We start from the raw sequence: 24,539 nt of genomic DNA on the forward strand, positions 1-24,539 counted from the left end.
CTTGTGCTTCTATTTAGTTTAGAAAGCTTAAGCAGCAAAGTAGTCATTGGGATTTTAGGAGAAGGAGCAAAGGGTACGCCCTTGGGACGTATCTTCTTCTTTAATTTATGCAATACTCTATTTCATTTTAATAATCGAAAACAAAAGAAAGAATTTAATGAAAGAAGAACAGGTACTGATCAATGATAGTTTAATTATAATTTATTTTTATAAGCTACTATCTAGTGGAATTGATACAGCTGAAAGTTTGATTTATTATGATTTCAGAAAATTGCATCCCGCTTAAGAGATTTTTCGGATAGCGAGGGATTTAAAAATACCTTATAATAATAGTGAAGGAGGTGAATAGTGATGGATAAACAAATACTAGAAATTTTAATGGATTTACAAAAAGGGCTAACAGTTGTCAGTAATGATTTAACAGGAGTAAAAAATGATTTAGCAGGAGTACAAAAAGATCTTAAAGATGTAAAAATAGATATACATGAAATCAAAGAAACGGTCAATAGAATTGAGGTTTCTCAAACTGAGGATGTCATTGGAATCTTGAAAGTAAATAAAAAGAAAACCGATCTTGAAGTCGATTATTTGAACAGCAGATTGACTGAGATGGACAAGCGTATATATATTCTTGAAAAAAACATGCACAATTAAAATAATTACTCACTTTGGTTGGGAACTCTAGAATCTAATGTTTTTCTAGGAATGACCTGGACGATTCGTTTTGTACATCTCTAATCGTATAGGAAATCTTTCTACTTACTATAGCAACTCTATTTTTCCTTCTTTATGACCATTCTCAAGAGTTGCTAATATCATACAAACGAATCATCAGTATTGTATATAACAACATGCATTATAAAAGCCCTAATTAATATCCTCCTGTTAGAACCTAATTCGACTTCCCATAGTTGCTTTAAATGAAGTTAAACCTAATATCCTCTTTCTTTTTAAGTCCCATAAATAATTTTTTGCTGTTTAACCACTTTTGTTTCCTTTTCCTAAGTAGATTCCAAATTAATATTTCGGTTCTTTTTCAAATATGTAAATAAATAGCTTCCTCGTTTATCCTTTAGGGAATACGGGGACATATCTCGTGCTTCTAATTAGTTTAGAGCTACAATGCAGTTCAATGGCATCTTAAAAAAAGAGCAAAGGGTACGTCCCTTTGCTTCTAGAAAATTATTACAGTGATTGGAATTTTCGGATACAATAGTAATATAGGTTTTACCTAAGCAAGGAGGGAAGAATTCATTGATCCAGAGAATAGTGAACGCTCCGATTTTTCTTTTGGTGATAGCTGCTTTATTTTGGGGTGGCAATGCTGTAGCTGGTAAGTTTCTTGCTGGTTCGCTTCCGCCAGTGACAATTTCATTCATCCGCTTAACAATTGGGGTATTGATTATGTCTCCGGTGATCATTAGGATTTTCAAGCGGGATATGACCGTGTTTCGGGAGAATTTTAAGCTGTTATTATTCCTGGCTATAACAGGGGTGATTGGTTTTAACCTGTTGATTTATTGGGCGGTCCATTACACATCGGCAATCAATGCTACCTTGCTGAACAGTACGAGCCCTATGTTCATCTTCCTTTTATCTGCGCTTTTGCTTGGAGAGAAAATGGAGCTGAAATACTGGGTATCGATGGCGGTTTCCTTTATTGGTGTGCTATTCGTCATCACGCAGGGCTCATACGAAAGATTGATGGATTTGCATTTTAATATTGGAGATTTGATCATGGTTCTGGCTGTGATCTCATGGGCTTTATATTCTATTTTTATCAGAAAGATTTCTGGTAAAATGCCTTCGATGGCGATTTTTGGCTTCACATTGGCGATTGGTTTTGTGGTGATGATTCTTCCTGTTGCTATTGAGCTTTCGATTGTTCCGGTTGGAGCGCCTTCGATATCTGATTGGAGTGCACTTATTTACATAGGGATTTTTCCATCTATTTGCTCGTTTTTGTTATGGAATCGTGCGGTTGCTTTGATAGGTCCATCCAAGGCTTCGATTTCTTTGAACCTGATTCCAGTATTTGGTTCTATTGCAGCATTTCTTGTTCTCGATGAGGTGATTACCGTTCCACAAATTATTGGAGGATGTCTAGTTTTTATAGGAGTTTTTATTACTTCTTTTACAAAAAAGAAAGTGGTTCAATATGCTAATGAAGTATAATCATAGATAGTATACATAAGGGGGATATTGTCATGTACCAAGATGGTTTTGTTGAAGTAACTGGTGGGAGAGTCTACTACGAGATCTATAATCAAGATGCTGCTGGAACGCCTGTTATTATTTTACATGGAGGGCCTGGTACATCGACTTATTCGTTGAAGGGCTTAAAAGCGCTGGGTGAGGATCGTCCGGTCATTATGTATGATCAATTAGGCTGCGGGAAATCGGATAGGCCGACTGATTCTTCTCTTTGGAATATTGACCGGTTTGTTGAGGAGCTTGGTCAGGTGAGAGAGGCATTGAAGTTTGATGAGGTACATATTCTAGGTCATTCATGGGGAACGACGCTTGCGGCTGCTTACTGTCTGACGAAGCCGAGTGGAGTTAAGAGTGTTATTTTCTCTAGTCCTTGTTTGAGTGCTCCTTTATGGGAAGAGGATCAGAAGCGGAATATTGCGAAGCTGCCGGCTGATATGCAGGAAACAATCAGACGCTGTGAGGCGGAGGGTACGACGGATTCTGCCGAATTCAAGGAGGCTATTGCAGCATTTAGTAAGGAGTTTGTGTTCCGCGGGGAGCCTGACTTTGAATGGCTTAAGGTTGGTGCAGGGATGAGGAATCCAGAGGTGTACCAAACGATGTGGGGTCCTTCTGAATTTACGGTGCTTGGGAATTTGAAAACATTCGATTGTACCTCCGAGCTAAAAGAAATTTACTGTCCAACGCTTTATACATGCGGCCGATATGATGAGGCTACTCCTGAGACAACGGAGTATTATAGCAGCGTGACGCCAAATTCTGAGTTCCATGTGTTTGAGGAAAGTGCGCATATGCCTTATATGGAAGAGCCTGAAGAGTATCTGCAGGTTATTGGTGATTTTCTTAAAAAGGTTGATGAGAAGAGTTAGATAGAATTAAGGAAAAGTATTTTGAGACAAGATCGGTTTATGAAGCTGGAACAAAATTACTCCTCCTGAATTATGTGACCGTTTAAGAAGGTAATGCAGTTGTTTGCATTGCCTTTATTTTTTTACTTAAAAAATGACTGAGCATTCAAAGTTGAAACAGAAAATAAAATCTGGTACGATTAAATCGTACACGATATAAATAAAAGTTTTCAATTTAAAAGAGGAGGACATAATGATGACAACGGTATACGATTTTACTGTTAAAAAAACGAATGGTGGGGCTAAAGCGATCAGGGATTTCGAAGGAAAGCCAATGTTGATTGTTAATACGGCGAGTAAGTGTGGATTGACGGGTCAGTTTAAAGGTCTGCAGGAATTGTATGATAAATATCAAAACGATGGGTTTGAAATCCTCGGGTTTCCATGCAGTCAGTTTAACAACCAGGAGTTTGATGATATTAATGAGACAACAGAGTTTTGCCAGTTGAATTACGGTGTGTCTTTCCCAATGTTTGCGAAGATTGATGTGAATGGTGAAAACGAAGAACCTTTATTTACTTTTTTGAAAGATCAAAAAAGCGGTCTCCTTTCCAAGGATATTAAGTGGAATTTCACGAAGTTCCTTGTTGATCAAAATGGTGAAGTGGTAAAACGCTATGCCCCAACGACAGAACCGGGTAAAATTGAGAAGGATATGGAGAAACTATTACAAGCTTAATGAAGGATGAGTCATTTGAAAGATTTTTTAACCCTGGAAAATCAACTGTGTTTTGCTGTCTATGAAGCAGGCAGCCAATTTAAAAAATTGTACTCTAAATCGCTCGATTCATTTGGTCTGACCTATCCCCAGTATTTAGTATTATTGGCACTGTGGGAGAAAAATGACCTTACCGCAAAAGAGCTTGGCGAAAAATTGAACTTAGGCACAGGTACATTAACACCCATGATTAAAAGAATGGAAGCGAATGGCTGGGTGAAAAAGGAAAGGTCTGCAATAGATGAAAGAAAAGTGAGTATATCTCTTCAACCCAAAGCCCTCGAAGAGAAACAGGCAATCGTGCAAAAAATTGCGACGGAATTAAAAACATGCAATATTGAGTATGAAGAATATGAGCAATTGATGAATCAGTTAAGAGTCCTGCGAAATAAATTGAATAAACATAATCATAACCTTTAAATAGTGGGTAAATGAACCGGAATCAACATTAGCTTGGTATCGGTTTTTCTTATTTTAAGAGGTAACACGAAGCTCAAGGCTGTGACTTTTCACATACTGGTTATCGACTCTTTTATGCTATTTTAATAGTGTAAATTCATACATAACTTAAAAAGACATAAAGGAGTTTTGGATCATGAGCTGTGGCTGTTCTCGTTTGGAAGATGGTAAAGAGATTGTTGATCATGTGAAAAGTAAAGGAAAGAAGGATATTGCTCCAAAGATTGCTCATAACATCGTTTGTGAGTGTGGTGAGATGTTCATTTTGGAAACGGTCGTAATGGATTGTCCTGAATGTGGCATGACCTATGGAGTGACGCCTTGCAGTTCGGGTGATATCAATAAAGTGAAGGCTGCTGGAATTCGATATGTTTAATGACAAACCTCTCGATGTTGGGAGGTTTTTTCTTTTTGTCTGCCAGTTTCTTCTACCGTCATCTTTTCTACTTATCTTATGATAAAATTTAGAGAGACTATTATCGGGGGATTTAGGATGAACACAAATACATATTTCTATCAATTTTTAGAGCCAATTTCCAAGGAGCTTGCGCTGCTGGCGAAGGAATTGGAGAATAGTATCTTTACAAGCCCGAGGACGATGCTTATGCACTCGAGGGTTTTTGTGGAAAATATTTTGCAGCAGGTAAGTAAAGCAGAGGAACTGGTTGAGGATCCTCGTACGAATTTGAAGGAACGGCTTGATATGCTGAATGATAATGGCTATCTGATACCAGACAATCGCGATGCGCTACACTTGGTGAGGAGACTGGGGAACCAGGCGGCACATGACTCGCGGATGTTCAGGTATTCAGAGGCTCTTTTATCATGGGAGGCCCTATACAGTATCGTTCGATGGTATGTTGAGGTGTACGGTCCTGTCGATGTCATCGTTCCTGATTACCAGGATCCATCGCCACAGGTGGAAAGGGTGTTTGATATGTCGGAACTTGAAGTAAGGCTGAAAGGGCTTGAGGAGCTGCTGAAGAATTCAGGTCAGAAACCTGCTGTGGAAACAGCTAAGCAAGAGGTGGCTGCTGCTGTGGCAGCTCCTACCGTCGAGGTACAGGAAACTCCAGGCTTCACGCCAATTCGTACGATTTCTTATAAAGGCCGTAAGCTGGATGTTCCATATTTTCTGCGCGATGCTTTTCTTTTACCTCAGCGCTTTGATAAATCAGAGACATTCCTAATTCGACTTGGTGCCGAGCAGGAAGCGAGAATCATTAGCGAGCTGCCGAATAATCTTGAAGGTCTGTATAAAAATGTGAAGCGTTATAGTGAAAAGAATGATGAGCAGCTGTTCGAGGAGCTGCATACTTTTATCGAAGAGGAAAAAGCACGAAGAAATCTTACCTTAAAACGGCCTGGGGAATTGTTCTTTTTTTACAAAGCGAATCATCTAGTAGTCACGGAGGAACTGGCGAAAGTTCCACTGACTGCTGATGAATTCACAGGCGTTCCAAGTCTGCTGAGGCAGCTGAATGAGGACCAGATTGAAACTGTCGGGCAGCTGCCTAAGGAGCTTGTGATTCTGGCTAAGTATGAGAATGTTGGGGTAGGGACAGTGGAAAAGCTGTTCGACCAGCTTAAGGCTAAGCTGAATGAAAAAGCAACTGCGAGTGACGAGGACCATTCTAACGAAAGTCGGAAGAGCTATAAAAAGTGGGAATCTTTATATGTGAATGTCAAGCAGGGGAATGGCAATGCGGTGATTGGCGGTAAAAGTGTACCTGCTATTTGGAAGGAAGCACTTAGATGGATGGAGGACCGAAAACTGCCTCTTCATGCGCTAGTGAAAGAGGGAATTGTTCTTGGTTCGACTGACATTGGGAAACGATATGCGATTGCATTGCAGGCGATCCATCCTGACAACAGACCGTTTACGCAGCTGCATACTTATCAGTCCCAAATTACAGGAGACATCTATTATTTGGAGACTAAAATCAACCCTAAATCAGGGCTTGAGACACTTGGGAAGATATTGACCCGTTTGGGAGTAGAAGTGGATATTCCGCTTTTGCAGGGTGAATAAAGGAAAGAAGCATGGGGACGTACCTTATGCTTCTGTTTATTAAGGGGATTCTTCACCGGTATTCAATATTTTGTACTGAGCACAAGCTATCAAAAGGAGCAAAGGGTACGTCCCTTTGCTCCTAATCACCCAATTCGCACCGTTTAACATCTAATGACCAAAGTCCTGAATTCAAGACAACTCCTGATTCCATTATGCTTACGCTTTTTTGGAAAATAGGACCATCTAAAATAAATGTATGATATTCACCTAATTCTCCCATTGGGCAAACATTGTGCTGTTGGATTTCTTTAGAGAAGCTCCGGTCAAGTAACTTGCCAGCCCATGATTTGTCAAAGAGTTTTTCTGAGGCACGGCAAACCACGGCGGAAAAACCTAGTGAAATAAATTCCTCCAGAAGGTCTGCAGATTCCTCCTGCGTTATCCAAACTGGAAATAGCGGCTCCATGCCAGCTTTGTACGCCACTTCTTCATTCCATTTTCGATCCTCTTCGGCATATAGACTGCCGAACACAATCTCTTCAATACCTTGATGCTCTTTTAATTGAGTTAATGCCTTTATTAAAGACGATTCATAATCACCCGCGGAATCCACTAGAACTAAAGGTAACCCCAATGCTTCAGCTTGTAATTTCAAGATTTCTAACCTTATTCCATGCGCATGATTCCTGGCATCTTTTGCAGAAACCATCGACACTAGACAAGCGACATTCTTGTTTTCTTGCAACATTCGATATAAAGCAAGGCAGCAATCTTTTCCGCCGCTCCAGCTTACCGCAACTTTTTTCTCAATCATTGTTATTCACTACCTTCCGAATACCGATCAATCTGGTTTCTTGTTGCTAGCATCCCGATCATTTCCTCTATTGAAATTTCCGTTCACTTTTGGCCATCACTAATGTAAAAATAACATTCTCTTTCACTATGTTAGTTGCTTTTCGAATGTTCGTAAATACTCGTAACGGTTTAAGGTGAAGGGCAGGTGGGTACCTGTCCATTTAGTTATGGAAGCATGGGGACGTACCTTATGCTTCTGTTTATTAACGGGATTTCCCGTAATTCAATATTTTGTACTGAGCACCAGTTATCAAAAGGAGCAAAGGGTACGTCCCTTTGCTTCTGTGAAAATACTACATGAAATTTCAGCACACAGAGAGCAACTGTAGCGGAAATCAACAGGCTACTCTTCTACAGAGTTACAAAACCCCATATCAAATAGCTCCCCAAAATAGACCTCCTGAAACTTCTTGTTCAGGATTCCGGTGTAATAGGCGATTGGATTTTTTACTGGCGTTTTTAGTTTTAGCTTACGAACTAGCTGTTTGAACGAGTCAAGCGATACGGACAATATAGTTTTTTCTTCACTCTCGAGATTGTTGCGGTAGGCGGAAATAGTTGTCATTCTCCAGAATTCCTCAATGGCTTTTGCTTTAGGGAAGAAGTATTTTACCAATTCTACAAATGGTTTTGGGATTCTGTCACTTACAAATAGATGGTCTTCTTGTGCTTTTTTAGCCGCAGGAGCTTCTATGGTTTTTTCAGGTCTTGTTGTTTTTTCTAATGATTGAGCTATTGGGTCAGTAGGAGCTGTTTGTTCACGTTTATTAATCTTTTTAATGTTAGTTTTTAAAAGACTGATAGTTTTATTATGGTGGTCCAGAATTTCGCTTTTAGGTGGTTCATTATTATTATTGAACTGATTGAACACATAAAGATTGCTTGATTGAGAGCCGTTTTTCCGTTCGGTTTCATATACAGTGAAAATGCCAAGTTTCTTTGCTTTAATGATCATTCTTTTAAAAGTAGAGCGGGAAATTCCTAAGTCCTTATATTCCGCATGGATCGCCTTCAATACCGTGCCAATCTTCGCATTGCATACTCCTGGAACCTTAGCGGCAAAACGAGCGAGACGTTTCAAACCAACTAATTCACCCTTCGTGAATTCCTTCTTGTATTCTACCATCCACATTTCCAAATGGTTGTTGAACTCTCCTAAAGTAGCAAACTGTGAATACTGTTCAAATCCTTCAATGACACCTGATTTAATCGTCATTTTAATGCACCACCCTTTCACAGTCTATATAAGGAAAAGGAGGGATAATGGACATGGTAAGGGCAGTAGAATTTTGTCTAATTTGTGAATGTTTAAGTATAGCGATGTTTGGGAGTTTTCAATAGCAGCCTTGATAGTTGGTGTTAGACAAAGATATCTATTGGAATGGGATGATATTTTCAGTATAATTTTGCTATTTCGTCTATTATGTGAAAGTATTCACGTGAAGTATTTCACATGATATAATGAAAGCGTAATCAATCCATTAACCCTATTGGGAGGAATCATGATGTTATCCGATTTAATTTTTGAATTTAAAAACTGGTGGATGGGCGCTTCATATCATAGTATGGAAATGGATGAATTTGAACGGATTGAATCAAAACATACCAGAGTTCATCATGACGAAGATTTTTATGAGGAAATTCGAGTGCACTAACATACATTTTATTGAAGCCTTTATGGATAAGGCTTCTTTTTTATTGAAAAGGGTTATTGGATCATCTTGTTGAATCACTATATTAGACCACTGTTATAAAGTGTGAAAAAGCTGGAGGAGCAGCATGCAAACTTTTATATACCTGGTGAGACATGGTGATTCACCGAAAACTGGCGAAAATGAAAGAACGAGAGGATTAACTGAAAAAGGACAGCGAGATGCTAAGCAAATAACTGAGCTGTTAATAGAAGAAGAGATCGAGATTTTTGCTTCAAGCCCATACAGCAGAGCGATCCTTACGATTCAGGAGTTAGCTGAGCTTTCTGGAAAAAAAGTGTTGCCTTTTGAAGACCTTAAAGAGAGAGTTTTTTCAGGAGGAGACAAACGACTTTCCGATGAAGAATTATTTCCGTTGTTAGAGAGATCCTTTGCAGATCCAGACTATGCGGTGCCAGGAGGGGAGTCTAATAAAGATTGCCAGGAACGAGCTATAAGGGTTCTATATGATATATTAGTTCGCTGCCAAGGGCGGAAAGTGGCAATAGGCACTCATGGAGCCGTTATGACCCTGATGATGGCTTATTTTGATAGCCGTTTCAATTTAGATTTTTTACATCAACTTTCAAAACCGGATGTATATAGAATGACACTTGAAGGAGAAAAATTGGTGGAGTTCAATAGAATGTGGGTAAGATGATTAAGGTGTTTTGACTCCCGAATCAAATCTCGTGTAAATTCTTAGGTTAACACCTATACTATAGTAGAAATACCGTATAGGAGGGACTAACATGTTGCAAATAGAAATGTGGACGGACTACGCTTGACCATTCTGCTATATTGGCAAAAAGCGTCTGGAGGACGCTATTCAGCAGATTGACCATCCAATCGAAGTTACTTACCGATGCTTTGAATTGGATCCAACAATGGGTAAAGATATAAAAGAAGACATGCCGGAATTATTATCGAAAAAATATGGAATGAGTATCGCACAGGCAAAAGGCAACCTTCAAAACATGGAACAAATGGCGAAGGAAGCCGGGTTGGAATATCATCTGGATACTGTTATTTTAACCAACACCTTTGATGCTCACCGTTTAACGATGTTTGCTAAAAAGCATGGATTGATGCACGAGATGACCGAATGCATCTTACGTGCTTATTTTACCGATTCAAAACATATCGGTGATCATGAAACCTTAACGGAATTAGCTGTGGAGGTTGGATTAGACCGGGAAGCTGTCGCGAAAATGCTCGCTAGCGATGAGATGGCAGATGCTGTCCGTGCCGATGAGCAAACCGCAAAGCAATATCGCATCACCGGTGTCCCATTCTTCCTCATCAATAAAAAATACGCCCTCACTGGTGCACAGCCGACCGAGGCATTTGTCCAGACACTGACAAAGGTCATTGCGGAGGATCAAATCACGGTTTTAAACAGCCAGGACGGCGATCTGTGTGACGAGGATGGGTGTGAAATACCTAAGAAGTAGCGAAGCATGGGGACGTACCTCATGCTTCTGTTTTTTCAAGTGATTCTTTCACCGCAGAAGCATGGGGACTTATTCATGCTTCCTTTTTTAAATAGAATCATTAAGTGGAATTCTAGCCCTCGGCGCTTACATCATCTACTATTTACAAGAAGCAAAGTGACTGTCCCTTTGCTTCTTACTTGATTGTGATTAGAGTTCCGTCAAACTTAGTGAATGAGAAGCCACTGAATTTCTCATTGTAGGTCGCTCTGTAGTCCCTAAGAATACTTATTGCAACAGCTTCACCAAGATTCATCCCCTCGATTCCATCTGAACGCCAATGGACTCCGGCTGCGTCGCGGCCAAGTGAGATATTGGCGGCAAGTTTATTCAATTCCCCTCCAATAGTCAATGCTTCTCCCGAATAAGGAATCAATGAGAGGCCATCCGAATTCGCGGTGACTGGATTTGGAATCTCAAAAGATTCATTAAAGAATGCCTTGAGAACAGTTGCACCAGCCCCAGCGATGGCTGCGTGGCCAGCTGGGAAAGCAGGATGGGTTGGGCAGCCTTCCGGATAGGCCATAGGAAGCAAATAGCTGCCAAACTGGCTGAACACTTTTGAAATCACCTTTGAATCGAGGAGTTCTGAGTTTATCGGATAGTTTGCGGCACCCGTCATATGGTTGTGGACGCGTCCTCCGAATTCCTCGGGGCGGAGTCTGCGGTGGACAAGGAATTTTTGGAACCAGGCGGCCTCAAGTGCTGTTCGTCCCACTTTAGTGACTAAATCTAGAATATGTGGGCCGCCGAAGGTAATAAAACCACCCTGGGTTTCTGATTTAAGGTAGGGGTTTGATTCACTTAATGCTTCCTTGCTGTAACTTAGCAGAATTAAACAAGCAGATAGCATTCCCTGGAAGGAGAAGTCCTGATGAACATATGCACCAAGATCTCTTCCATTGCGGATGTAGCGAGGTGTGACATCGAATAATGGTTCGGCTGGAGTTGAACCATTCTGGATATCCAACCATTTATCATATGATGTCAAATGATCAGATCCCGACACTGTTGTACGATACCGTTGAGCGATTTTTGTCGCACCATAGGGGATGTCCTTTAATAGGAATTGGGAAATATAGGGGCCTGTTAGGTCGCCAGGTGTATCGCCGCGGAAAAGGGTATCAGTTGTAACTTTGCCGTCGTTTTTCGGCCCGCGAAAATCAGAGAATGACGATAACTCAGAAGCTGCCTCCATGATCAGTTGATTGGTTCCGTACTCAAGAAAAGGAATATCGCGGGTCAGCGCCTGCCAATATAGTTCAGCCATTTCACCAGCCTCCCAAGCACTGTTGAAAGATGGTGGTACAGCGATAGCCAAGTTGTGGCAATCAGTTCCAGCTAGCCCGAATGAATATGCGGCTTGAGGATTTGCAAGCTTGACGCCACCGCCGAGAGTAATGGATTCAAAATGATGTTTCTTACCGGATTTCAGGGCTTTAATCAATTGGTTATAGGCCTGGAGGTCCACCTCGCCAAGGGGATTATGCGGCAAGCACTTAGAAAAGCTGGCAAGTTTAGTTGGATACATATGTTCGTCACCATTACATGGATGTTCAGAGAGGGGAAGTTTCATCTGGTAAGATGCTGCCTTAAGACGAACACCAACTGCTTTCTCTCTGCGTTTTTCTGAATTCAAAGGACTGATTAAACACTTTTTAATTTTTTTAGACTTTCTTTTCCCCATCTTATCACCTTTTTTATTTTATTATAATAATTGATAAAATCCTAACTTATCCATATCAATATCTTTTTAGAAAATATATACTATACCTCCCTAATTGCTTGCTGAAATCGGTTCATTATATTCATTATTGTTTTATCGGTATAGGTTTCTCACCAATATGAATTGCCCAATTTTCCTCTAGAAGCATGGGGACGTATCTTATGCTTCTGTTTATTCAGACGATCTGTCAATGGATTTCAATATTTTTGTTCTGAACACCAGTCATTAAAAAGAAGCAAAGGGAACGTCCCTTTGCTTCTACCATCTATAAACTCCATCGCATGTATTAGCTTGTGGTTCATAATAACAATGTTGTTTAAATTGTCCTGCAAATGGTTGATTGTACCATGTTGGGGGACATGGAGCATACGGATTAAAATACCAAAGGGCATACTTGGAAGGATGTTCTCTCCAATAGTCTAAGATTTGTTTTGCTAATCTTTTTTCTACACTTCTTGCTCTGTTGTAAAAAACATTCCCCTTTTGTACTGCTTCAAAAGAATAATTTCCTCCTTGAATTTGAAAAATCACTTGTGGTATTGTCCTTATATCTTTAAAATCCAAACAATTGGCTTTTAGTCGGTTTACTACTACATTGCCGACCATTAGCATCCCCAGCCGACCTTCGCCTTCAGCTTCTGCCCTCATCATCCTTGCCACTAAAGCAACGTCACTATCGACATATTTCACTCTTGGCACTTTTCATCACCTCTAAAAGAATTGTATTAAACAAAGCTTGTAAAAATGTTCATGGGATTGGAACAGGGATAAAGAAGCATGGGGATGTACCTGGTTGAGACGGAAAAGAAAAAAGACTGAAGGCCGGACAAATCTGGTCAGGCCTTTTTTCCGTGCATAAAAGAGTTATACCATTCATCCCAATCAAATCCGAGCGAGTAGGAAACGGACTTAGACTCAAGCTTTGAACAATCATGAATGCAGCTGCCGCCAACAATGAATTTAAGAGCTGGATTCATTTCGAGACATGACTGTATCCAGCTTTCCATCGTTTTAACAGGGGCAGGGTTTGTCATGGAAATCGCAACCACGGAAATATTCTTCATTTTGATTAAATCAGCTAATCCTTCAAGAGGAGTATTCGGTCCCAAATAGATGACTTCGTTTCCTTTTTTCTTTAAAAATAAGCTAAAAATCATCAACCCGATTTGGTGATGCTCGCCTTCGGGACAGAAGGCCATTACTTTCGGGAGCGCCGGGTTCACGGGGAGAATCCTCAAGAACTGCGTGCAGCGGTTAATGATGAATTGGGAAGAGAAGTGCTCCTGGGCCACGCTGATGGAGCCATTCTCCCATTCATCCCCAACCTTATACAAAACCTTTACTAATATGTGGTGAAACACCTCTTCGTAATCATACAAGGAAAAAGCGAGGTCAGCGATCTGGTTCGCTTCATGGGTATCAAGGCTAATTAGCTTAATGTAAAGCTTTTGCGTTAACTCTTCGTATTTATTACTATCAGAGGGAGGTGTTGCAGGAGCTGGAGCACCTTCCTGTAAAAGCCGGACTGCGTCACTGATTTTCATATTCTTTTCGTGGACTTTTGTCTTGATCCACTTAAGGGTCTCTACATCTTTCTCGCTATATAAACGGTGTCCGCCCTCGGTTCTGGTAGGGGTTACGACGTTGTATCGATTTTCCCAAGCCCTGATTGTAACCGCAGGAATATCCAATAGTTCGGAAACTTGCTTGATGCTATACAATATTATCACCTCCACTCTTCATTATAGATAACTTATACAAAAATTACACAAGGAAAAACCTTTTAAATAGGTATTTTAATAAAATTATAAAAATAGTTTGCTAATTATGTATAGGTTTTGTATAATAAAAATCGAAAGGTTATACAAAAATTATACAATGGGTGGTGTCATAATGAAAACATTAAATCTGGTATCATTAGTATTACTTATTGTCGGCGGTTTAAATTGGCTTTTGGTTGGCTTGTTTGAATGGGATCTAGTCGGTGGACTCTTCGGAGGCATGGATAGCCCGATCGCAAAAGTGGTCTATATCCTTGTAGGTCTTGCAGCAATCTACAGCCTTACACTCATATCGAAGGTAAATAAATAAACTAGAAAAGGGCTTCCAGATTTTAATTAATGTGTTCTGTTTTTGAGTACAAAATCTAAATTAGCACACCAATTCGCAGTCCAATTCTTAGCTGTAATGGACTGCTTCTTTTTATTGATATAGGATCTTTTAGCAAAATAAAGAAAAATTAGGATGCCAATTCTCCTTCTTTTTTGGAAGGATGACAGAAGGTATTGTCAATGTGCGAAATGGTTTTTTAAGACAGTTCCTAAATCCATTTCTAATTTTCAAGTTTCAAAGGAGGTTTATTGGATGTTCCTGTCAAAATGAAAAAAGAACGTTATTCAACTAAGGGGGCAGTTTAATAAGCGCAATTTGGTTCCTAAGTGAATGTATTTGAGCTTTTGCATCAAGTTAAAACATTGTATGATAAAGAAAATAAGCGCAAATGGTTACTAAGAAAAGAGTATATTTATGGGGATGTTTATAAAGGGAGGAGAAGCAAAACGATGGATTTGGAATTGGTTATGCAGGAACTAGAAGCGCTCGGTAAGGAACGAATTAAAAAGACTTACATAAGCAATGGGGCAAAAGAGCCGCTATTTGGGGTGGCTACAGGGGCAATGAAACCGATCGCAAAGAAAATAAAGAAAAATCAGCCTCTAGCAGAGCAGCTTTACGCCACCGGGAATTACGATGCTATGTATTTTGCCGGAATCATTGCGGACCCAATATCAATGACTGAGGCCGATTTTGAGCGTTGGATTGATGCTGCGTATTTTTATATGCTCTCCGATTATGTGGTTGCAGTAACTTTGTCAGAAACCGATATTGCGCAAGTTGTTGCTGATAAATGGATCGGTAGTGGTGAGGAACTAAGAATGTCTGCAGGCTGGAGTTGTTACTGCTGGCTATTAGGTAATCGCAAAGATAGTGAATTTAGCGTAAGCAAAATTGCCAGTATGCTTGAACAGGTGGAAAATACGATTCACGATTCTCCAGATCGAACTAAATCGGCTATGAATAATTTTATATATACAGTCGGGATTTCATTTAAACCGCTCCATGATAAGGCGGTTGAAACTGCAAAGGCAGTAGGCCCAGTAGAAATTAAAAGAGACAAGAAAAAAAGCAGTATCCTGCTTGCATCGGAAAATATTCAAAAGGAAATAGAAAGAGGGAGGCTTGGTTTTAAGCGGAAATATGTAAGGTGTTAACATATTTTTTGTAGTAATTACACATACCCGTGCGATTCTTCAATACGAGGAATCGTTTTTTTTATTCTATTAAAGGGGGAGTTTAAATAAAGAATAAAAAAAGTCTATTTCCGTCACCTTTGTTGCCGTTGAAAAAACACAAGGAAAGATTTACATTTAATGGTATAATATTATCATAGGATTTTTCAGCAAACGGGTAGGATTACCGAACTGGCAGAAAGATAGAGAACGAATTGGTGGAGGTGTGAGCGTGACCAAGTTTATAGATGATTTGGCTGGTGGAATCTATGATTTCATTAAATTTATCCTCACCAGCATCAGTTATATTGTAGGTGGCATGTTAATAGTTGGCACTCTCATGTATTTAATAACTTATTTTATTATGAAATTAAATTAAACCTAATCCTTCTCAAATGGGTGCGTTGATCTAAGTTAGATTAACGCACTTTTTTGTTGGAGATCTTAATGTGCTAAAGGGCAGCTGAAAAAGGAATTTACATTTTCTTTCGGAATATCATTTTATTAAATATTCTTAGGGGGAGTGTAAATAGGTTTCTAATCTTATTATACAAAAAAAGATAGGTTAGTTCTTTTTTGATTCCGTTCATCTTAACAAGAATTCACACAAAGGGTGCGTTGATCTATGAAGGATTAACCGCCTTTTTTGTTGAACATGTTATTGAACGAACGGGGAAGGTTAGTCTAACAAAATATGAGTAACTTTGTGTAGTTTTATATGTCTTTATCTATAAGGGGGAGGGTTTATGAAGAAATTTCTTTTAATATTAGCAGTTCTTTTTGGACTTATCATATCGGGATGTACAACAGAGGAGATGTCAGATGTAAAACCTCCAGATGTCTATATAAAAATTGGTAAAGAAAGATATGAAACAAAACTAGGCACTTATTGTTGGAAAGGTACTTGTGCTGATACAAAAGCAGGACCCGTTGAGCTTTTAAAAGGAAAAGTGCCTATTAGAATAAATCCAGGTGAAAAAGTCACGATTATTATGGACCATGAACCTAAACCAAACAAAATCCAAGTTAAACAAATTAATAATGATAAGGAAGATGAAATAATTGTTAATGAAAATCGTTTTACAGCCCCTACACAAGAAGGCATTTATTATTATTCATATAGTGTCGGATGGATGGACGAAGAGGAAGAGCATTTATCTCATGGCGATGCTTTTTATGCTTTTGTCTTAGAAGTAAAGTAATATTTACTTATTCTACTAACGGTGCAGTAGAAGAAGGAATAAATTTATAAAAGATGGAATAAGTTTATGAATAATAGTGAACGAAGAAAGTTTGAATAACTTCGAGATGGGAAATACACTAATTTGTTAGCTGGTTGGCTACAAACAATTCGTTTGGAGGATAGGTATGAAAATTACTCGAACTATGGATTATGAGTTAATTGCCCATTTAAATAAACCCATACTTGAGTTACATGCATCTTTATATCCAAAATATTTTACAGAGTACAACTTCGAGGCTACCCGAGATTCGTTTAAACAATGGGTTGCAAATGAGAATTTTATTTTCTTACTTATAAAGGACAACCATGTACCACTGGGTTATGCATGGGTAGAAATCAAAAATTACTCTCAAACAGCCTTCAAGAAACCATACAAATCAGTATTTGTTCATCAGATAAGTATAATAGAGGATCAAACAAGTCGGGGATATGGTTCCCATTTAATGAACCACATCTATGACATAGCAAAAAGCGAAGGTATAGACATAGTAGAATTGGATTATTGGGTTAACAATGAGCGAGCAAAAAAGTTTTATAAAAAACAAGGATTCATCATTAAAAGAGCAACGGTGTATAAGAGAATCTGAATATTTCTTCTTATGCTAAAGGATAGTATTCCTTCAAGTTCGAGCTGCCATATTTGGCAGCTTTTCTTATTTACGCAAATATACAAAAGCAGTGATCTAAATAAATCGAAAGGAAAACCTTCTTCCTTTATAGAAATTAAATTAGGAAGCTATGTAAGGAGGGTAAGATAGATGCAATTATTATTGATCCGTCACGGAGAATCAGAAGATGACTTTTTAGAGGAGGTTTACAAAGGCTCTACTGATTTGTCGCTAACACCGAATGGGCTTATACAAGTAGAGAAAATGTCACAACGAGTATTAAAAGATTATCCACCCGATTTTGTATGGAGTAGTACATTAAAAAGAGCTCGTGAAACTGCCGAGGTATTATCTAACACTATCGGTTGTTCAGTTAAATACATAGATAAATTAAGAGAACAACAGGAAACAGAAAGTAATCAAGAATTTAGGGTGCGGGGGGAAACAGTTCTTTCATTTATTAAGGAAAACAGTAGTGCATATACTAGAATTGCAGTTATTACTCACGGTGGAATGATAACTAAAATGATTGAGAGCTTTCTTCAATTACCTACTGAAAATAATAAGTGGTTTCACACGAATAATACAGGTATTCATTTCTTGGATTATTACAAAGGTTTACAAATTATAAAATTTGCGAATAGTACATCGCACTTAGAGTAATCTTGTCCTTTTTCTCCGCACAAAAAAAAGCCCCACCATAAGGAAGGGGATTATAGGTTTATCTTTTGATCATAGGGTTCTTTCAGTCGCTTTATATCCTCTTTTGGCGGTAAACCAAACAGGCGGGAATATTCCCGGCTGAATTGAGATGGACTTTCATATCCAACTCGGAATGCAGCTTCGGTGGCATCCGTTGACTCGGATAATAACAGGCGACGTGCTTCCTGTAGCCTCAATTGTTTTTGGAACTGAATAGGACTCATAGCTGTCACCTCTTTAAAGTGCCTATGAAGCGAAGAAACGCTCATGTTGGCAATCTCCGCAAGGTCCTCAATCCGAAAAGACTGTACATAGTTATGCATGATATGGTCAATGACATCGCTGATTCCATAAGTGGAACTTCCCTCTATGGCAATTTGCCCTAGCGTAGTTCCATGCGGACCCTGTAAAACCCTATAGATGATTTCCTTTGTAATAAGAGGAGCAAGTACCGGTATATCATTGGGAGTTTCTAGCAAATGGACTAACCTGTTTACAGCGTCGAGCAAAGAGAGCTCAATTTGGCTTACATACATGCCTCTTTTGGCGTTTTCCTTCTTGTTAACAGCAAGTTGAGAATCCTGTAAAACCTCCAAGATTTGATTTGGCGTAAATTCGAGTTTCAGTGCCAAATATGGACTTTCAGAAGAGGCTTCCGTGACTATACCGACTATAGGCAGGTTAACGGATGCAACAAGGTAATCGGCAGGGCCGTAACCATAGCTCTCTTGTGCCAGTAATACCTCTTTTCTGCCTTGAACGATAATGCATAGTGAGGGCATGTAGACTCCGTAACTTGGACCGGTAACATCAGAGAAACGAGAGAAAGATAAAGAAGGTATTGCAGTCACATAAGATCCGCCCTTGCCTGTGAACTTATTAATAAGCTGGGTAAGATCACCCCGCTGTTTGTCAATTTGTTGAGACATAAAAACCTCCTAGTATCCCTCTTTTTTATAGTTCCATACTAATACATATTCCTTCAAAAAGTAAGTAGTGTGAGAGGATTAGGCAATGATCTGACAGGAATGATATAAGGGTTTTCTATTTTTATGTTGCATAATAAGGGAGTCGAAAGTTTTCCCTACATCATGACAAAATAGGTTAAGGAGTTGAATCCACATGAAAAAGCGTAAATTGGGAAAAAGTGAATTGGAGGTTTCATCCATTGGCCTTGGGTGTATGGGCATGAGCCATGGTTACGGTCCTGCCTCGGACAAGCAAGAGATGATTAAGATTATTCACGAGGCTATTGACCGAGGTGTTACTTTCTTCGATACGGCCGAAATTTATGGACCTTATGTCAATGAGGAATTGGTAGGAGAAGCCCTTGCTCCTTTTCAGGGAAAAGTGGTTATCGCAACTAAATTTGGCATCCAGATGGTAAATGGCAAGCAGGTGCTTGACAGTAAGCCGGAACGTATTTGGAAGTCAATCGAATGCTCGCTTAAACGGCTTCAGGTTGACACCATTGATCTTTACTATCAGCATCGGGTGGATCCGAGTGTTCCAATTGAGGAGGTAGCTGGAGTAATACAAGACCTAATCAAGGAAGGTAAAATTAAGCATTGGGGACTCTCCGAAGCTGGAGTGGAAACGGTTCGGCGTGCACACTCGGTTCAACCACTGACTGCCATTCAAAGTGAATACTCGATGATGTGGAGAAGTCCTGAAGATGAGCTAATACCTACCCTTGAAGACCTGGGAATCGGGTTTGTTCCTTTCAGTCCATTGGGCAAAGGATTCCTTACGGGAACAATTAAAAATGATGCAACGTTTGAAAGCTCAGATTTCCGCAGCATTGTTCCTCGCTTTAAACCTGAGAATATCGCAGCAAATCAGGTATTGGTCGATCTAGTAAAAAAGATTGCTTTAGAAAAAGACGCAACGCCTGCTCAAATTGCACTTGCATGGGTTCTTGCTCAGAAGCCATGGATTGTTCCAATTCCAGGTACACGGAAGTTGACGCGTCTGGAAGAAAATCTTGGGGCAGCTGATATTGAACTGAGCACTGAGGAGATCAATGACTTGAATGATGCGTTATTGAAAATTGAAATCTCAGGGGATCGCTATCCGGCGGAATATGCAAATAGGGTAGGTAAATAATTTTCAATGAAAACTGGAGGATTATATATGCAAAAAGTAACTTTAAATAATGGTGTTGAAATGCCAATTATCGGCTTCGGGGTTTTTCAGATTCAGGACAAAAATGAATGTGAACAAGCTGTTTATGACGCTATTTCGGCAGGATATCGTCTAATCGATACTGCTGCCTCTTATCTAAATGAAGAAGCTGTCGGCAGAGCAATCAAGAGGAGCGGTGTACCTAGAGAAAAATTGTTTATTACTACAAAACTTTGGGTTCAGGATACTGGTTATGAGAGCACAAAGGAAGCATTCACAAGATCTCTGGAAAGACTGCAATTAGATTATCTGGATTTGTATTTAATTCATCAGCCATTCGGGGATGTCCATGGTTCTTGGCGTGCGATGGAGGAATTGTATCGGGAGGGTAAGATCAGCGCAATTGGAGTTAGTAATTTCCATCCTGACCGCTTGATCGATTTAATCATTCATAATGAAGTAATTCCTGCGGTAAACCAGGTTGAAACACACCCTTTCTGCCAGCAAATAGAAAATGCTAAATTTATGAAAGAGAACAATGTTCAAATAGAGTCTTGGGGACCATTTGCTGAAGGAAAAAATAACATGTTCCAAAATGATGTTTTAGTATCAATAGCTGAAATGTATAATAAATCCGTTGCACAGGTGATTTTACGTTGGTTGACGCAAAGAGGAGTCGTTGCGATTCCGAAGTCGGTTCGTAAGGAAAGAATAATCGAAAACTTCGATATCTTTGATTTTGAATTAAGTCATAAGGATATGGAGAAAATTGCTGCATTAGACACCAAAGAAAGCTTGTTCTTTTCTCATAGGGATCCTGAAATGGTGAAATGGATCGGTACCCGTAAACTTGACATTTAATGCTCTTACTTCTAGCTTAATTTCTGTGATATTCAATGTGGATTTTCATTTGAAAAAACAGCCAGTTTACCTAACTGGCTGTTTTTGCTTATTTAAGAGCTGGTGAGGCGTTTTTTTTCTTGGTGAACTAAAAGGGATTTAGGTAAATAACGCTGCAACATTACTTTTATAGATTGCAGCGTTGTATATTAATTATTTATGCTGTGTATTAGTTTCTTCACTTGAGCGTTTATTTCCTTTATAGATAAAATAAAGGGCAATAATCATAAATAGTAATGCGAATACGCGTTTCATGTCTAGGGATATTACCAAACTATTAAACCACCCAAAATGATCAATAAGGACACCGATTACAAGCTGGCCAGCTATACCTGCAATATTTGTTGCTATGACACCAATTCTTGGTACTGCCATGACCGTGAGAAGTAAGTATAATGTTCCTAAAAACGCTGCACTTAACTGCCATTTAGGTGCTTCTAAAATTGCAAGCACATTTCCTTGACCAAAAAAAATAATGAAAATGGCTAAGAACATTGTCCCGGTTAGAAAAGTTAAAAGTGTTGTTTCAATTGTTCCTGCTTTTCGACTTAATGTACCATTTATAGATGATTGGGCACTTAGTGTTATACCGCCGAATAATGTGAATAGAATCATTATGATACCCATATTTAACCCTCCTAGTTTACTAATATAAGTGCAATCATCATTGAAATGACAGCGTATATTTTTTCTCTATTGATTGGTGTTTTCGTGCTACCCAACCAACCAAAATGTTCAATAACCATACTCATTACTAGCTGACCAATTATTACTGCAACCATAGTTATTCCGACACCAACAAAAGGTACACTAATCACAATAGATGTTAAATAAACTACCCCTAAAACCCCGCCAAAAAGTGACCATTTTGGGGCTACTCCCACATATGAAAGCTTACCTTTCCCAAAGAATATCCATAATAGCACCATGATTATTGAGCCCATAAAAAAGTTGTAAAAGCTAGTTTCTATCTGACCTATTGTTTTCCCAAGTTCACCATAGATTGCTCCTTCAAAGCTTAGTGCGGAACCTGCTAATAAAGCTAGTAGATATGAGAAGTAACGCATTTAATAAATCCTCCTTCGATACTTATATTTAAATATCTAGAATAATCGATATAATGTTTTGAAAAAAAACAGAAATCATTTAACTTAGATCTCTGTTCTAAAATATTCAGCAAACTGACGAATTACGTCTTCATTTCTTCTATAATAAGTCCACTGACCATGACGAACTGATTCAAGTAATCCAGCTTTCTGCAGCATATTTAAGTAGTGGGAAACCGTAGATTGAGAAGCTTTAGCCTTTTCTTGTATATCCCCTACACATACTCCACCTTTATAGCTTACCTCCTTTGGCAGGTGAGCGCCTTGTTTAGGGAAATGCTTCTCTGGTTCCTTCAACCATTGTAAAATGTTGAGTCGAGTTTCGTTTGATAAGGCCTTAAAAATGTCGATTGGTTCCATGTTTGATATTATATATCGATTTTTTTCGATATGTCAATGTGATGATTTAAAATCTTGACTATTATCCAGCTTTGTTAATGAAAAAGGGGATGTGTAAAAATGTACTTAAACTAAAGGGTTCTTATGTTAAAGAAGGGATAGCTGCGACCATACTTTTTTTTTGTGAAAGGATATTTTGTTTAATAAGAATTCTGACCATATTAAGAGGTCTTATTTATAACAAATGAATAATTGTTTAAAGAAAGGGTTTTTCTATACAGGTAAAGAATGAGTAATTATATTTGTTAAAGGTGGGTGTTTTTATGGTTCAACACGAATATGGTTGGGTTCGACAGATTAGAGGAACTCTGTTAGATTTTTGTGGGAAGTTAGATCCTAATCATTTTACCCATACAAATGGTTTCGCCTGGCAAAGTGTAAGAGACACATTGGTTCATATAGCAGATTGTTATGTGGCATGGCTTGGCTCATTTGTTTTATTAAAGACAAAAAAAACACTTACTCCCAGGGAAGAATTACTTAATCTCGGTTTAGAGGATATAATAGTACGATTCGAACAAGTAGATTCAATAGTAAATGATTCTTAGAAATACATGGACATGATTTAAACGTGATGATTGAGAGGGAAATCCCTTGGAGAAAAGCACCTGAACTATTATCTATTACTTCTGGTAAATTGCTAATGCACACCATTACTCATGAGTATCGTCACAAGGGACAAATAGCAGCTATGCTGCGTCAGATGGGATATGAGCCCCCTAAATACAGATATTTTAGGAACAGAAGATAATTTTATATAAGAAGTATTTTGGGCGATGTTTTATTGACATTGCCTTTTTCGTTGAGTAAGTTTGCTAAGTATTGTATCTAAACTAAAGGATGCTAGAGTTCAAGATCATAATGAGTTGCGGCGGCAAGTCATTTTCTTATTGTGCTAACGGTGCAAGAGTCGAAGAAGAATAGGAACTGGAGAGGATTATTATTATTAGTTATATTAATTACTTGGAATCGAAGAAGAATGAAATTGTCTCACAATTGGACTGTCTCCTTGCTAAGCATAAAGTACAACCTGTTGGCAGTGGTTATATAGACTGTATAGTTTTAAAGGGTAACTTAGATGAGTTTATTAATGAAATAACTGCTTTAGGTATACTTATTACAAATGTGTCTTGGTGGTGTTATGTAGATCCATCTGATAAAGAAGCTAAAGAATGTCCTCACGGTCTAGGAGGCCCAGTGTCTGAACATTATGAAGGTTGGTTTAGCGAATTGCAAAATGACGATTTTTCAGTCGATGATGATAAAATTAGTTCAATTTTAAATTCTTATAATGAGAACCTAATTTATACTATAAATATGCAAACATTAGATGAAATAAAAACAATACTTAAAACCCCTTTCAGATATACTCCTACCGATTATATTGAAGGAAATAAGTGTGTAATGCCTGGTTTATGGTTGTTAGTTCCAGATGATTGGGAGCGTTGCTAGTGCTCTTTGAATCGTGGCTTAGGTAGGATTTTTCCTATTAAACAATAGGGAACGATTAGTTGAATAATTTTTCGAATTTAGGAGCTGACTTTTTAATGTTTAAGGATCTTTGTATATGTGAATTTACTAATTCATTTAAAATCGAAGCAGATTTTGTAGCTGATGCAATTTGGTGCAACCAATGTGGCGAGAATCTTGATATGGAAGACTTTCCGATAACAGACAATCTTAAGACCGAGTTAGGTCAATGGACTGGTCTATATAAAAAAATCTCAATTAATGAACATGATTCAATCGGGGAACATCTTACTGGAAAAGTGAAAGAAGAACTAGGTAATGAATATACAATATTATTTATACCTGACCGTTGATTGAATTAACGGGGCAGTTTAGTTGAATAATAATGATTAATGTTATGATTATTTTTGTTGTTTTTTTCCAAAGGCGGTGAATAAGTGAGATTGTTTTTTGAAAAAAGGGAAAGTACAAAACCATTTGTAATCATTAAATATTTATTTCTCACAATAGGGGTTTTTATCCTCATTTTTAGTCTAATTAAAGGTGTTAACTTAGGTATATTAAAGTTTTTATTTCTTTTATCAGCAATCGGTTCAATAATAGATGGGATTGAAAGTTATTT

General features: G+C 38.5%; 32 protein-coding genes. 23 read left to right on the forward strand and 9 right to left on the reverse strand.

Annotated elements, in window-relative coordinates:
- The first annotated feature begins 3 nt into the window (after positions 1-3).
- From V7654_RS12765 to V7654_RS12800, 8 genes are all read left to right on the forward strand, one after another.
- Positions 4-186, forward strand: coding sequence for a hypothetical protein (locus V7654_RS12765; protein WP_335430717.1), 183 nt, complete (start codon positions 4-6; stop codon positions 184-186).
- 165 nt (positions 187-351) lie between these two features.
- Positions 352-654 carry a hypothetical protein gene (locus tag V7654_RS12770; RefSeq protein ID WP_335430719.1) on the forward strand — a complete coding sequence of 101 codons (303 nt, stop codon included), beginning with the start codon at positions 352-354 and terminating at the stop codon, positions 652-654.
- Between the two features lie 600 nt (positions 655-1,254).
- Positions 1,255-2,175: a DMT family transporter gene (locus V7654_RS12775; protein ID WP_335430720.1), complete on the forward strand. Its 921-nt coding sequence runs from the start codon at positions 1,255-1,257 to the stop codon at positions 2,173-2,175.
- A 32-nt stretch (positions 2,176-2,207) separates the two neighbouring features.
- Positions 2,208-3,083, forward strand: a complete 876-nt coding sequence (locus V7654_RS12780) for a proline iminopeptidase-family hydrolase (RefSeq protein WP_335430721.1) — start codon at positions 2,208-2,210, stop codon at positions 3,081-3,083.
- A gap of 235 nt (positions 3,084-3,318) precedes the next feature.
- Positions 3,319-3,801 (forward strand): glutathione peroxidase, encoded by a 483-nt coding sequence (locus V7654_RS12785; protein ID WP_335430722.1) that lies wholly within the window; start codon positions 3,319-3,321, stop codon positions 3,799-3,801.
- A 6-nt stretch (positions 3,802-3,807) separates the two neighbouring features.
- Complete coding sequence (locus tag V7654_RS12790) at positions 3,808-4,260, forward strand: MarR family winged helix-turn-helix transcriptional regulator (protein ID WP_335430723.1); 453 nt, start codon at positions 3,808-3,810, stop codon at positions 4,258-4,260.
- 175 nt (positions 4,261-4,435) lie between these two features.
- Positions 4,436-4,675, forward strand: a complete 240-nt coding sequence (locus tag V7654_RS12795; RefSeq protein WP_335430725.1) for a hypothetical protein — start codon at positions 4,436-4,438, stop codon at positions 4,673-4,675.
- Between the two features lie 117 nt (positions 4,676-4,792).
- Positions 4,793-6,331, forward strand: coding sequence for a DUF4145 domain-containing protein (locus tag V7654_RS12800; protein WP_335430726.1), 1,539 nt, complete (start codon positions 4,793-4,795; stop codon positions 6,329-6,331).
- A 121-nt stretch (positions 6,332-6,452) separates the two neighbouring features.
- Here V7654_RS12800 and V7654_RS12805 read toward each other — a convergent pair whose 3' ends face one another.
- Both V7654_RS12805 and V7654_RS12810 read right to left on the reverse strand, forming a co-directional pair.
- Positions 6,453-7,127 carry a diphthine--ammonia ligase gene (locus V7654_RS12805; protein ID WP_335430728.1) on the reverse strand — a complete coding sequence of 225 codons (675 nt, stop codon included), beginning with the start codon at positions 7,125-7,127 and terminating at the stop codon, positions 6,453-6,455.
- A gap of 384 nt (positions 7,128-7,511) precedes the next feature.
- A complete protein-coding gene (locus V7654_RS12810) occupies positions 7,512-8,384 on the reverse strand; it encodes a hypothetical protein (protein ID WP_335430729.1) in 873 nt (290 codons plus the stop codon).
- A 289-nt stretch (positions 8,385-8,673) separates the two neighbouring features.
- On the opposite strand from V7654_RS12810, the gene V7654_RS12815 reads away from it, so the two are divergent.
- From V7654_RS12815 to V7654_RS12825, 3 genes are all read left to right on the forward strand, one after another.
- Positions 8,674-8,823, forward strand: a complete 150-nt coding sequence (locus V7654_RS12815; RefSeq protein WP_335430730.1) for a hypothetical protein — start codon at positions 8,674-8,676, stop codon at positions 8,821-8,823.
- A gap of 124 nt (positions 8,824-8,947) precedes the next feature.
- Positions 8,948-9,520 carry a histidine phosphatase family protein gene (locus V7654_RS12820; RefSeq protein ID WP_335430731.1) on the forward strand — a complete coding sequence of 191 codons (573 nt, stop codon included), beginning with the start codon at positions 8,948-8,950 and terminating at the stop codon, positions 9,518-9,520.
- 139 nt (positions 9,521-9,659) lie between these two features.
- Complete coding sequence (locus V7654_RS12825; RefSeq protein ID WP_335430767.1) at positions 9,660-10,313, forward strand: DsbA family oxidoreductase; 654 nt, start codon at positions 9,660-9,662, stop codon at positions 10,311-10,313.
- A gap of 175 nt (positions 10,314-10,488) precedes the next feature.
- On the opposite strand, the gene V7654_RS12830 is transcribed toward V7654_RS12825, so the two are convergent.
- From V7654_RS12830 to V7654_RS12840, 3 genes are all read right to left on the reverse strand, one after another.
- The gene (locus tag V7654_RS12830) at positions 10,489-12,039 is read right to left on the reverse strand and encodes a vanadium-dependent haloperoxidase (RefSeq protein WP_335430732.1); all 1,551 of its coding nucleotides are present in this window, start codon (positions 12,037-12,039) and stop codon (positions 10,489-10,491) included.
- Between the two features lie 297 nt (positions 12,040-12,336).
- Positions 12,337-12,777, reverse strand: a complete 441-nt coding sequence (locus V7654_RS12835) for a cell wall hydrolase (RefSeq protein WP_335430734.1) — start codon at positions 12,775-12,777, stop codon at positions 12,337-12,339.
- 137 nt (positions 12,778-12,914) lie between these two features.
- Positions 12,915-13,799 carry a MerR family transcriptional regulator gene (locus V7654_RS12840; RefSeq protein WP_335430735.1) on the reverse strand — a complete coding sequence of 295 codons (885 nt, stop codon included), beginning with the start codon at positions 13,797-13,799 and terminating at the stop codon, positions 12,915-12,917.
- A 172-nt stretch (positions 13,800-13,971) separates the two neighbouring features.
- Between V7654_RS12840 and V7654_RS12845 the strand changes: the two genes are divergently transcribed.
- From V7654_RS12845 to V7654_RS12865, 5 genes are all read left to right on the forward strand, one after another.
- Positions 13,972-14,169, forward strand: a complete 198-nt coding sequence (locus V7654_RS12845; protein WP_335430737.1) for a DUF378 domain-containing protein — start codon at positions 13,972-13,974, stop codon at positions 14,167-14,169.
- Between the two features lie 470 nt (positions 14,170-14,639).
- Positions 14,640-15,347: a DNA alkylation repair protein gene (locus tag V7654_RS12850; RefSeq protein ID WP_335430768.1), complete on the forward strand. Its 708-nt coding sequence runs from the start codon at positions 14,640-14,642 to the stop codon at positions 15,345-15,347.
- A 764-nt stretch (positions 15,348-16,111) separates the two neighbouring features.
- Positions 16,112-16,567, forward strand: a complete 456-nt coding sequence (locus tag V7654_RS12855; RefSeq protein WP_335430739.1) for a hypothetical protein — start codon at positions 16,112-16,114, stop codon at positions 16,565-16,567.
- A 166-nt stretch (positions 16,568-16,733) separates the two neighbouring features.
- Positions 16,734-17,195, forward strand: a complete 462-nt coding sequence (locus tag V7654_RS12860; protein WP_335430740.1) for a GNAT family N-acetyltransferase — start codon at positions 16,734-16,736, stop codon at positions 17,193-17,195.
- Between the two features lie 171 nt (positions 17,196-17,366).
- Entirely contained in the window at positions 17,367-17,879 is a 513-nt protein-coding gene (locus V7654_RS12865) for a histidine phosphatase family protein (RefSeq protein ID WP_335430741.1), read from the forward strand.
- A 50-nt stretch (positions 17,880-17,929) separates the two neighbouring features.
- Here V7654_RS12865 and V7654_RS12870 read toward each other — a convergent pair whose 3' ends face one another.
- Positions 17,930-18,847 carry an AraC family transcriptional regulator gene (locus tag V7654_RS12870; protein WP_335430743.1) on the reverse strand — a complete coding sequence of 306 codons (918 nt, stop codon included), beginning with the start codon at positions 18,845-18,847 and terminating at the stop codon, positions 17,930-17,932.
- A 193-nt stretch (positions 18,848-19,040) separates the two neighbouring features.
- Here V7654_RS12870 and V7654_RS12875 point away from each other — a divergent pair, with 193 nt between their 5' ends.
- Positions 19,041-20,024: an aldo/keto reductase gene (locus V7654_RS12875; protein ID WP_335430744.1), complete on the forward strand. Its 984-nt coding sequence runs from the start codon at positions 19,041-19,043 to the stop codon at positions 20,022-20,024.
- 27 nt (positions 20,025-20,051) lie between these two features.
- On the forward strand, positions 20,052-20,903 hold the full coding sequence (locus V7654_RS12880; protein ID WP_335430745.1) for an aldo/keto reductase: 852 nt from the start codon (positions 20,052-20,054) through the stop codon (positions 20,901-20,903).
- Positions 20,904-21,095: 192 nt separating this feature from the next.
- Here V7654_RS12880 and V7654_RS12885 read toward each other — a convergent pair whose 3' ends face one another.
- The 3 genes from V7654_RS12885 to V7654_RS12895 form a co-directional block, all read right to left on the reverse strand.
- Positions 21,096-21,569: a DMT family transporter gene (locus V7654_RS12885; RefSeq protein WP_335430746.1), complete on the reverse strand. Its 474-nt coding sequence runs from the start codon at positions 21,567-21,569 to the stop codon at positions 21,096-21,098.
- 11 nt (positions 21,570-21,580) lie between these two features.
- Entirely contained in the window at positions 21,581-22,009 is a 429-nt protein-coding gene (locus V7654_RS12890) for a DMT family transporter (protein ID WP_335430748.1), read from the reverse strand.
- Positions 22,010-22,093: 84 nt separating this feature from the next.
- On the reverse strand, positions 22,094-22,408 hold the full coding sequence (locus V7654_RS12895) for an ArsR/SmtB family transcription factor (protein ID WP_335430750.1): 315 nt from the start codon (positions 22,406-22,408) through the stop codon (positions 22,094-22,096).
- 302 nt (positions 22,409-22,710) lie between these two features.
- Between V7654_RS12895 and V7654_RS12900 the strand changes: the two genes are divergently transcribed.
- The 5 genes from V7654_RS12900 to V7654_RS12920 all read left to right on the forward strand — a co-directional run.
- Positions 22,711-22,995 (forward strand): DinB family protein, encoded by a 285-nt coding sequence (locus tag V7654_RS12900; protein WP_335430751.1) that lies wholly within the window; start codon positions 22,711-22,713, stop codon positions 22,993-22,995.
- Positions 22,996-23,090: 95 nt separating this feature from the next.
- The gene (locus V7654_RS12905) at positions 23,091-23,198 is read left to right on the forward strand and encodes a DinB family protein (RefSeq protein ID WP_335430769.1); all 108 of its coding nucleotides are present in this window, start codon (positions 23,091-23,093) and stop codon (positions 23,196-23,198) included.
- Between the two features lie 212 nt (positions 23,199-23,410).
- Positions 23,411-23,899 carry a hypothetical protein gene (locus V7654_RS12910; RefSeq protein ID WP_335430753.1) on the forward strand — a complete coding sequence of 163 codons (489 nt, stop codon included), beginning with the start codon at positions 23,411-23,413 and terminating at the stop codon, positions 23,897-23,899.
- Positions 23,900-23,994: 95 nt separating this feature from the next.
- Positions 23,995-24,270: a hypothetical protein gene (locus V7654_RS12915; protein ID WP_335430754.1), complete on the forward strand. Its 276-nt coding sequence runs from the start codon at positions 23,995-23,997 to the stop codon at positions 24,268-24,270.
- Between the two features lie 84 nt (positions 24,271-24,354).
- The coding region (locus V7654_RS12920) for a hypothetical protein (protein ID WP_335430756.1) at positions 24,355-24,539 on the forward strand (185 nt) is incomplete at its 3' end.

The sequence above is a fragment of the Bacillus sp. JJ1609 genome (assembly GCF_036967045.1).
In the GTDB taxonomy this organism is placed as follows: Bacteria; Bacillota; Bacilli; order Bacillales; family Cytobacillaceae; genus Mesobacillus.

Excerpts from the sequence above, each read along its gene's own strand:
- V7654_RS12785 (WP_335430722.1), top strand. The coding sequence starts at position 3,319 with ATGACAACGGTATACGATTTTACTGTTAAAAAAACGAATGGTGGGGCT.
- V7654_RS12800 (WP_335430726.1), top strand. The coding sequence starts at position 4,793 with ATGAACACAAATACATATTTCTATCAATTTTTAGAGCCAATTTCCAAG.
- V7654_RS12850 (WP_335430768.1), top strand. The coding sequence starts at position 14,640 with ATGGATTTGGAATTGGTTATGCAGGAACTAGAAGCGCTCGGTAAGGAA.
- V7654_RS12890 (WP_335430748.1), bottom strand. The coding sequence starts at position 22,009 with ATGCGTTACTTCTCATATCTACTAGCTTTATTAGCAGGTTCCGCACTA.
- V7654_RS12845 (WP_335430737.1), top strand. The coding sequence starts at position 13,972 with ATGAAAACATTAAATCTGGTATCATTAGTATTACTTATTGTCGGCGGT.
- V7654_RS12855 (WP_335430739.1), top strand. The coding sequence starts at position 16,112 with ATGAAGAAATTTCTTTTAATATTAGCAGTTCTTTTTGGACTTATCATA.
- V7654_RS12805 (WP_335430728.1), bottom strand. The coding sequence starts at position 7,127 with ATGATTGAGAAAAAAGTTGCGGTAAGCTGGAGCGGCGGAAAAGATTGC.
- V7654_RS12860 (WP_335430740.1), top strand. The coding sequence starts at position 16,734 with ATGAAAATTACTCGAACTATGGATTATGAGTTAATTGCCCATTTAAAT.
- V7654_RS12905 (WP_335430769.1), top strand. The coding sequence starts at position 23,091 with ATGCACACCATTACTCATGAGTATCGTCACAAGGGACAAATAGCAGCT.
- V7654_RS12865 (WP_335430741.1), top strand. The coding sequence starts at position 17,367 with ATGCAATTATTATTGATCCGTCACGGAGAATCAGAAGATGACTTTTTA.
- V7654_RS12830 (WP_335430732.1), bottom strand. The coding sequence starts at position 12,039 with ATGGGGAAAAGAAAGTCTAAAAAAATTAAAAAGTGTTTAATCAGTCCT.
- V7654_RS12900 (WP_335430751.1), top strand. The coding sequence starts at position 22,711 with ATGGTTCAACACGAATATGGTTGGGTTCGACAGATTAGAGGAACTCTG.
- V7654_RS12915 (WP_335430754.1), top strand. The coding sequence starts at position 23,995 with ATGTTTAAGGATCTTTGTATATGTGAATTTACTAATTCATTTAAAATC.
- V7654_RS12820 (WP_335430731.1), top strand. The coding sequence starts at position 8,948 with ATGCAAACTTTTATATACCTGGTGAGACATGGTGATTCACCGAAAACT.
- V7654_RS12815 (WP_335430730.1), top strand. The coding sequence starts at position 8,674 with ATGTTATCCGATTTAATTTTTGAATTTAAAAACTGGTGGATGGGCGCT.
- V7654_RS12870 (WP_335430743.1), bottom strand. The coding sequence starts at position 18,847 with ATGTCTCAACAAATTGACAAACAGCGGGGTGATCTTACCCAGCTTATT.
- V7654_RS12790 (WP_335430723.1), top strand. The coding sequence starts at position 3,808 with ATGAGTCATTTGAAAGATTTTTTAACCCTGGAAAATCAACTGTGTTTT.
- V7654_RS12895 (WP_335430750.1), bottom strand. The coding sequence starts at position 22,408 with ATGGAACCAATCGACATTTTTAAGGCCTTATCAAACGAAACTCGACTC.
- V7654_RS12810 (WP_335430729.1), bottom strand. The coding sequence starts at position 8,384 with ATGACGATTAAATCAGGTGTCATTGAAGGATTTGAACAGTATTCACAG.
- V7654_RS12875 (WP_335430744.1), top strand. The coding sequence starts at position 19,041 with ATGAAAAAGCGTAAATTGGGAAAAAGTGAATTGGAGGTTTCATCCATT.
- V7654_RS12880 (WP_335430745.1), top strand. The coding sequence starts at position 20,052 with ATGCAAAAAGTAACTTTAAATAATGGTGTTGAAATGCCAATTATCGGC.
- V7654_RS12780 (WP_335430721.1), top strand. The coding sequence starts at position 2,208 with ATGTACCAAGATGGTTTTGTTGAAGTAACTGGTGGGAGAGTCTACTAC.
- V7654_RS12795 (WP_335430725.1), top strand. The coding sequence starts at position 4,436 with ATGAGCTGTGGCTGTTCTCGTTTGGAAGATGGTAAAGAGATTGTTGAT.
- V7654_RS12885 (WP_335430746.1), bottom strand. The coding sequence starts at position 21,569 with ATGGGTATCATAATGATTCTATTCACATTATTCGGCGGTATAACACTA.
- V7654_RS12770 (WP_335430719.1), top strand. The coding sequence starts at position 352 with ATGGATAAACAAATACTAGAAATTTTAATGGATTTACAAAAAGGGCTA.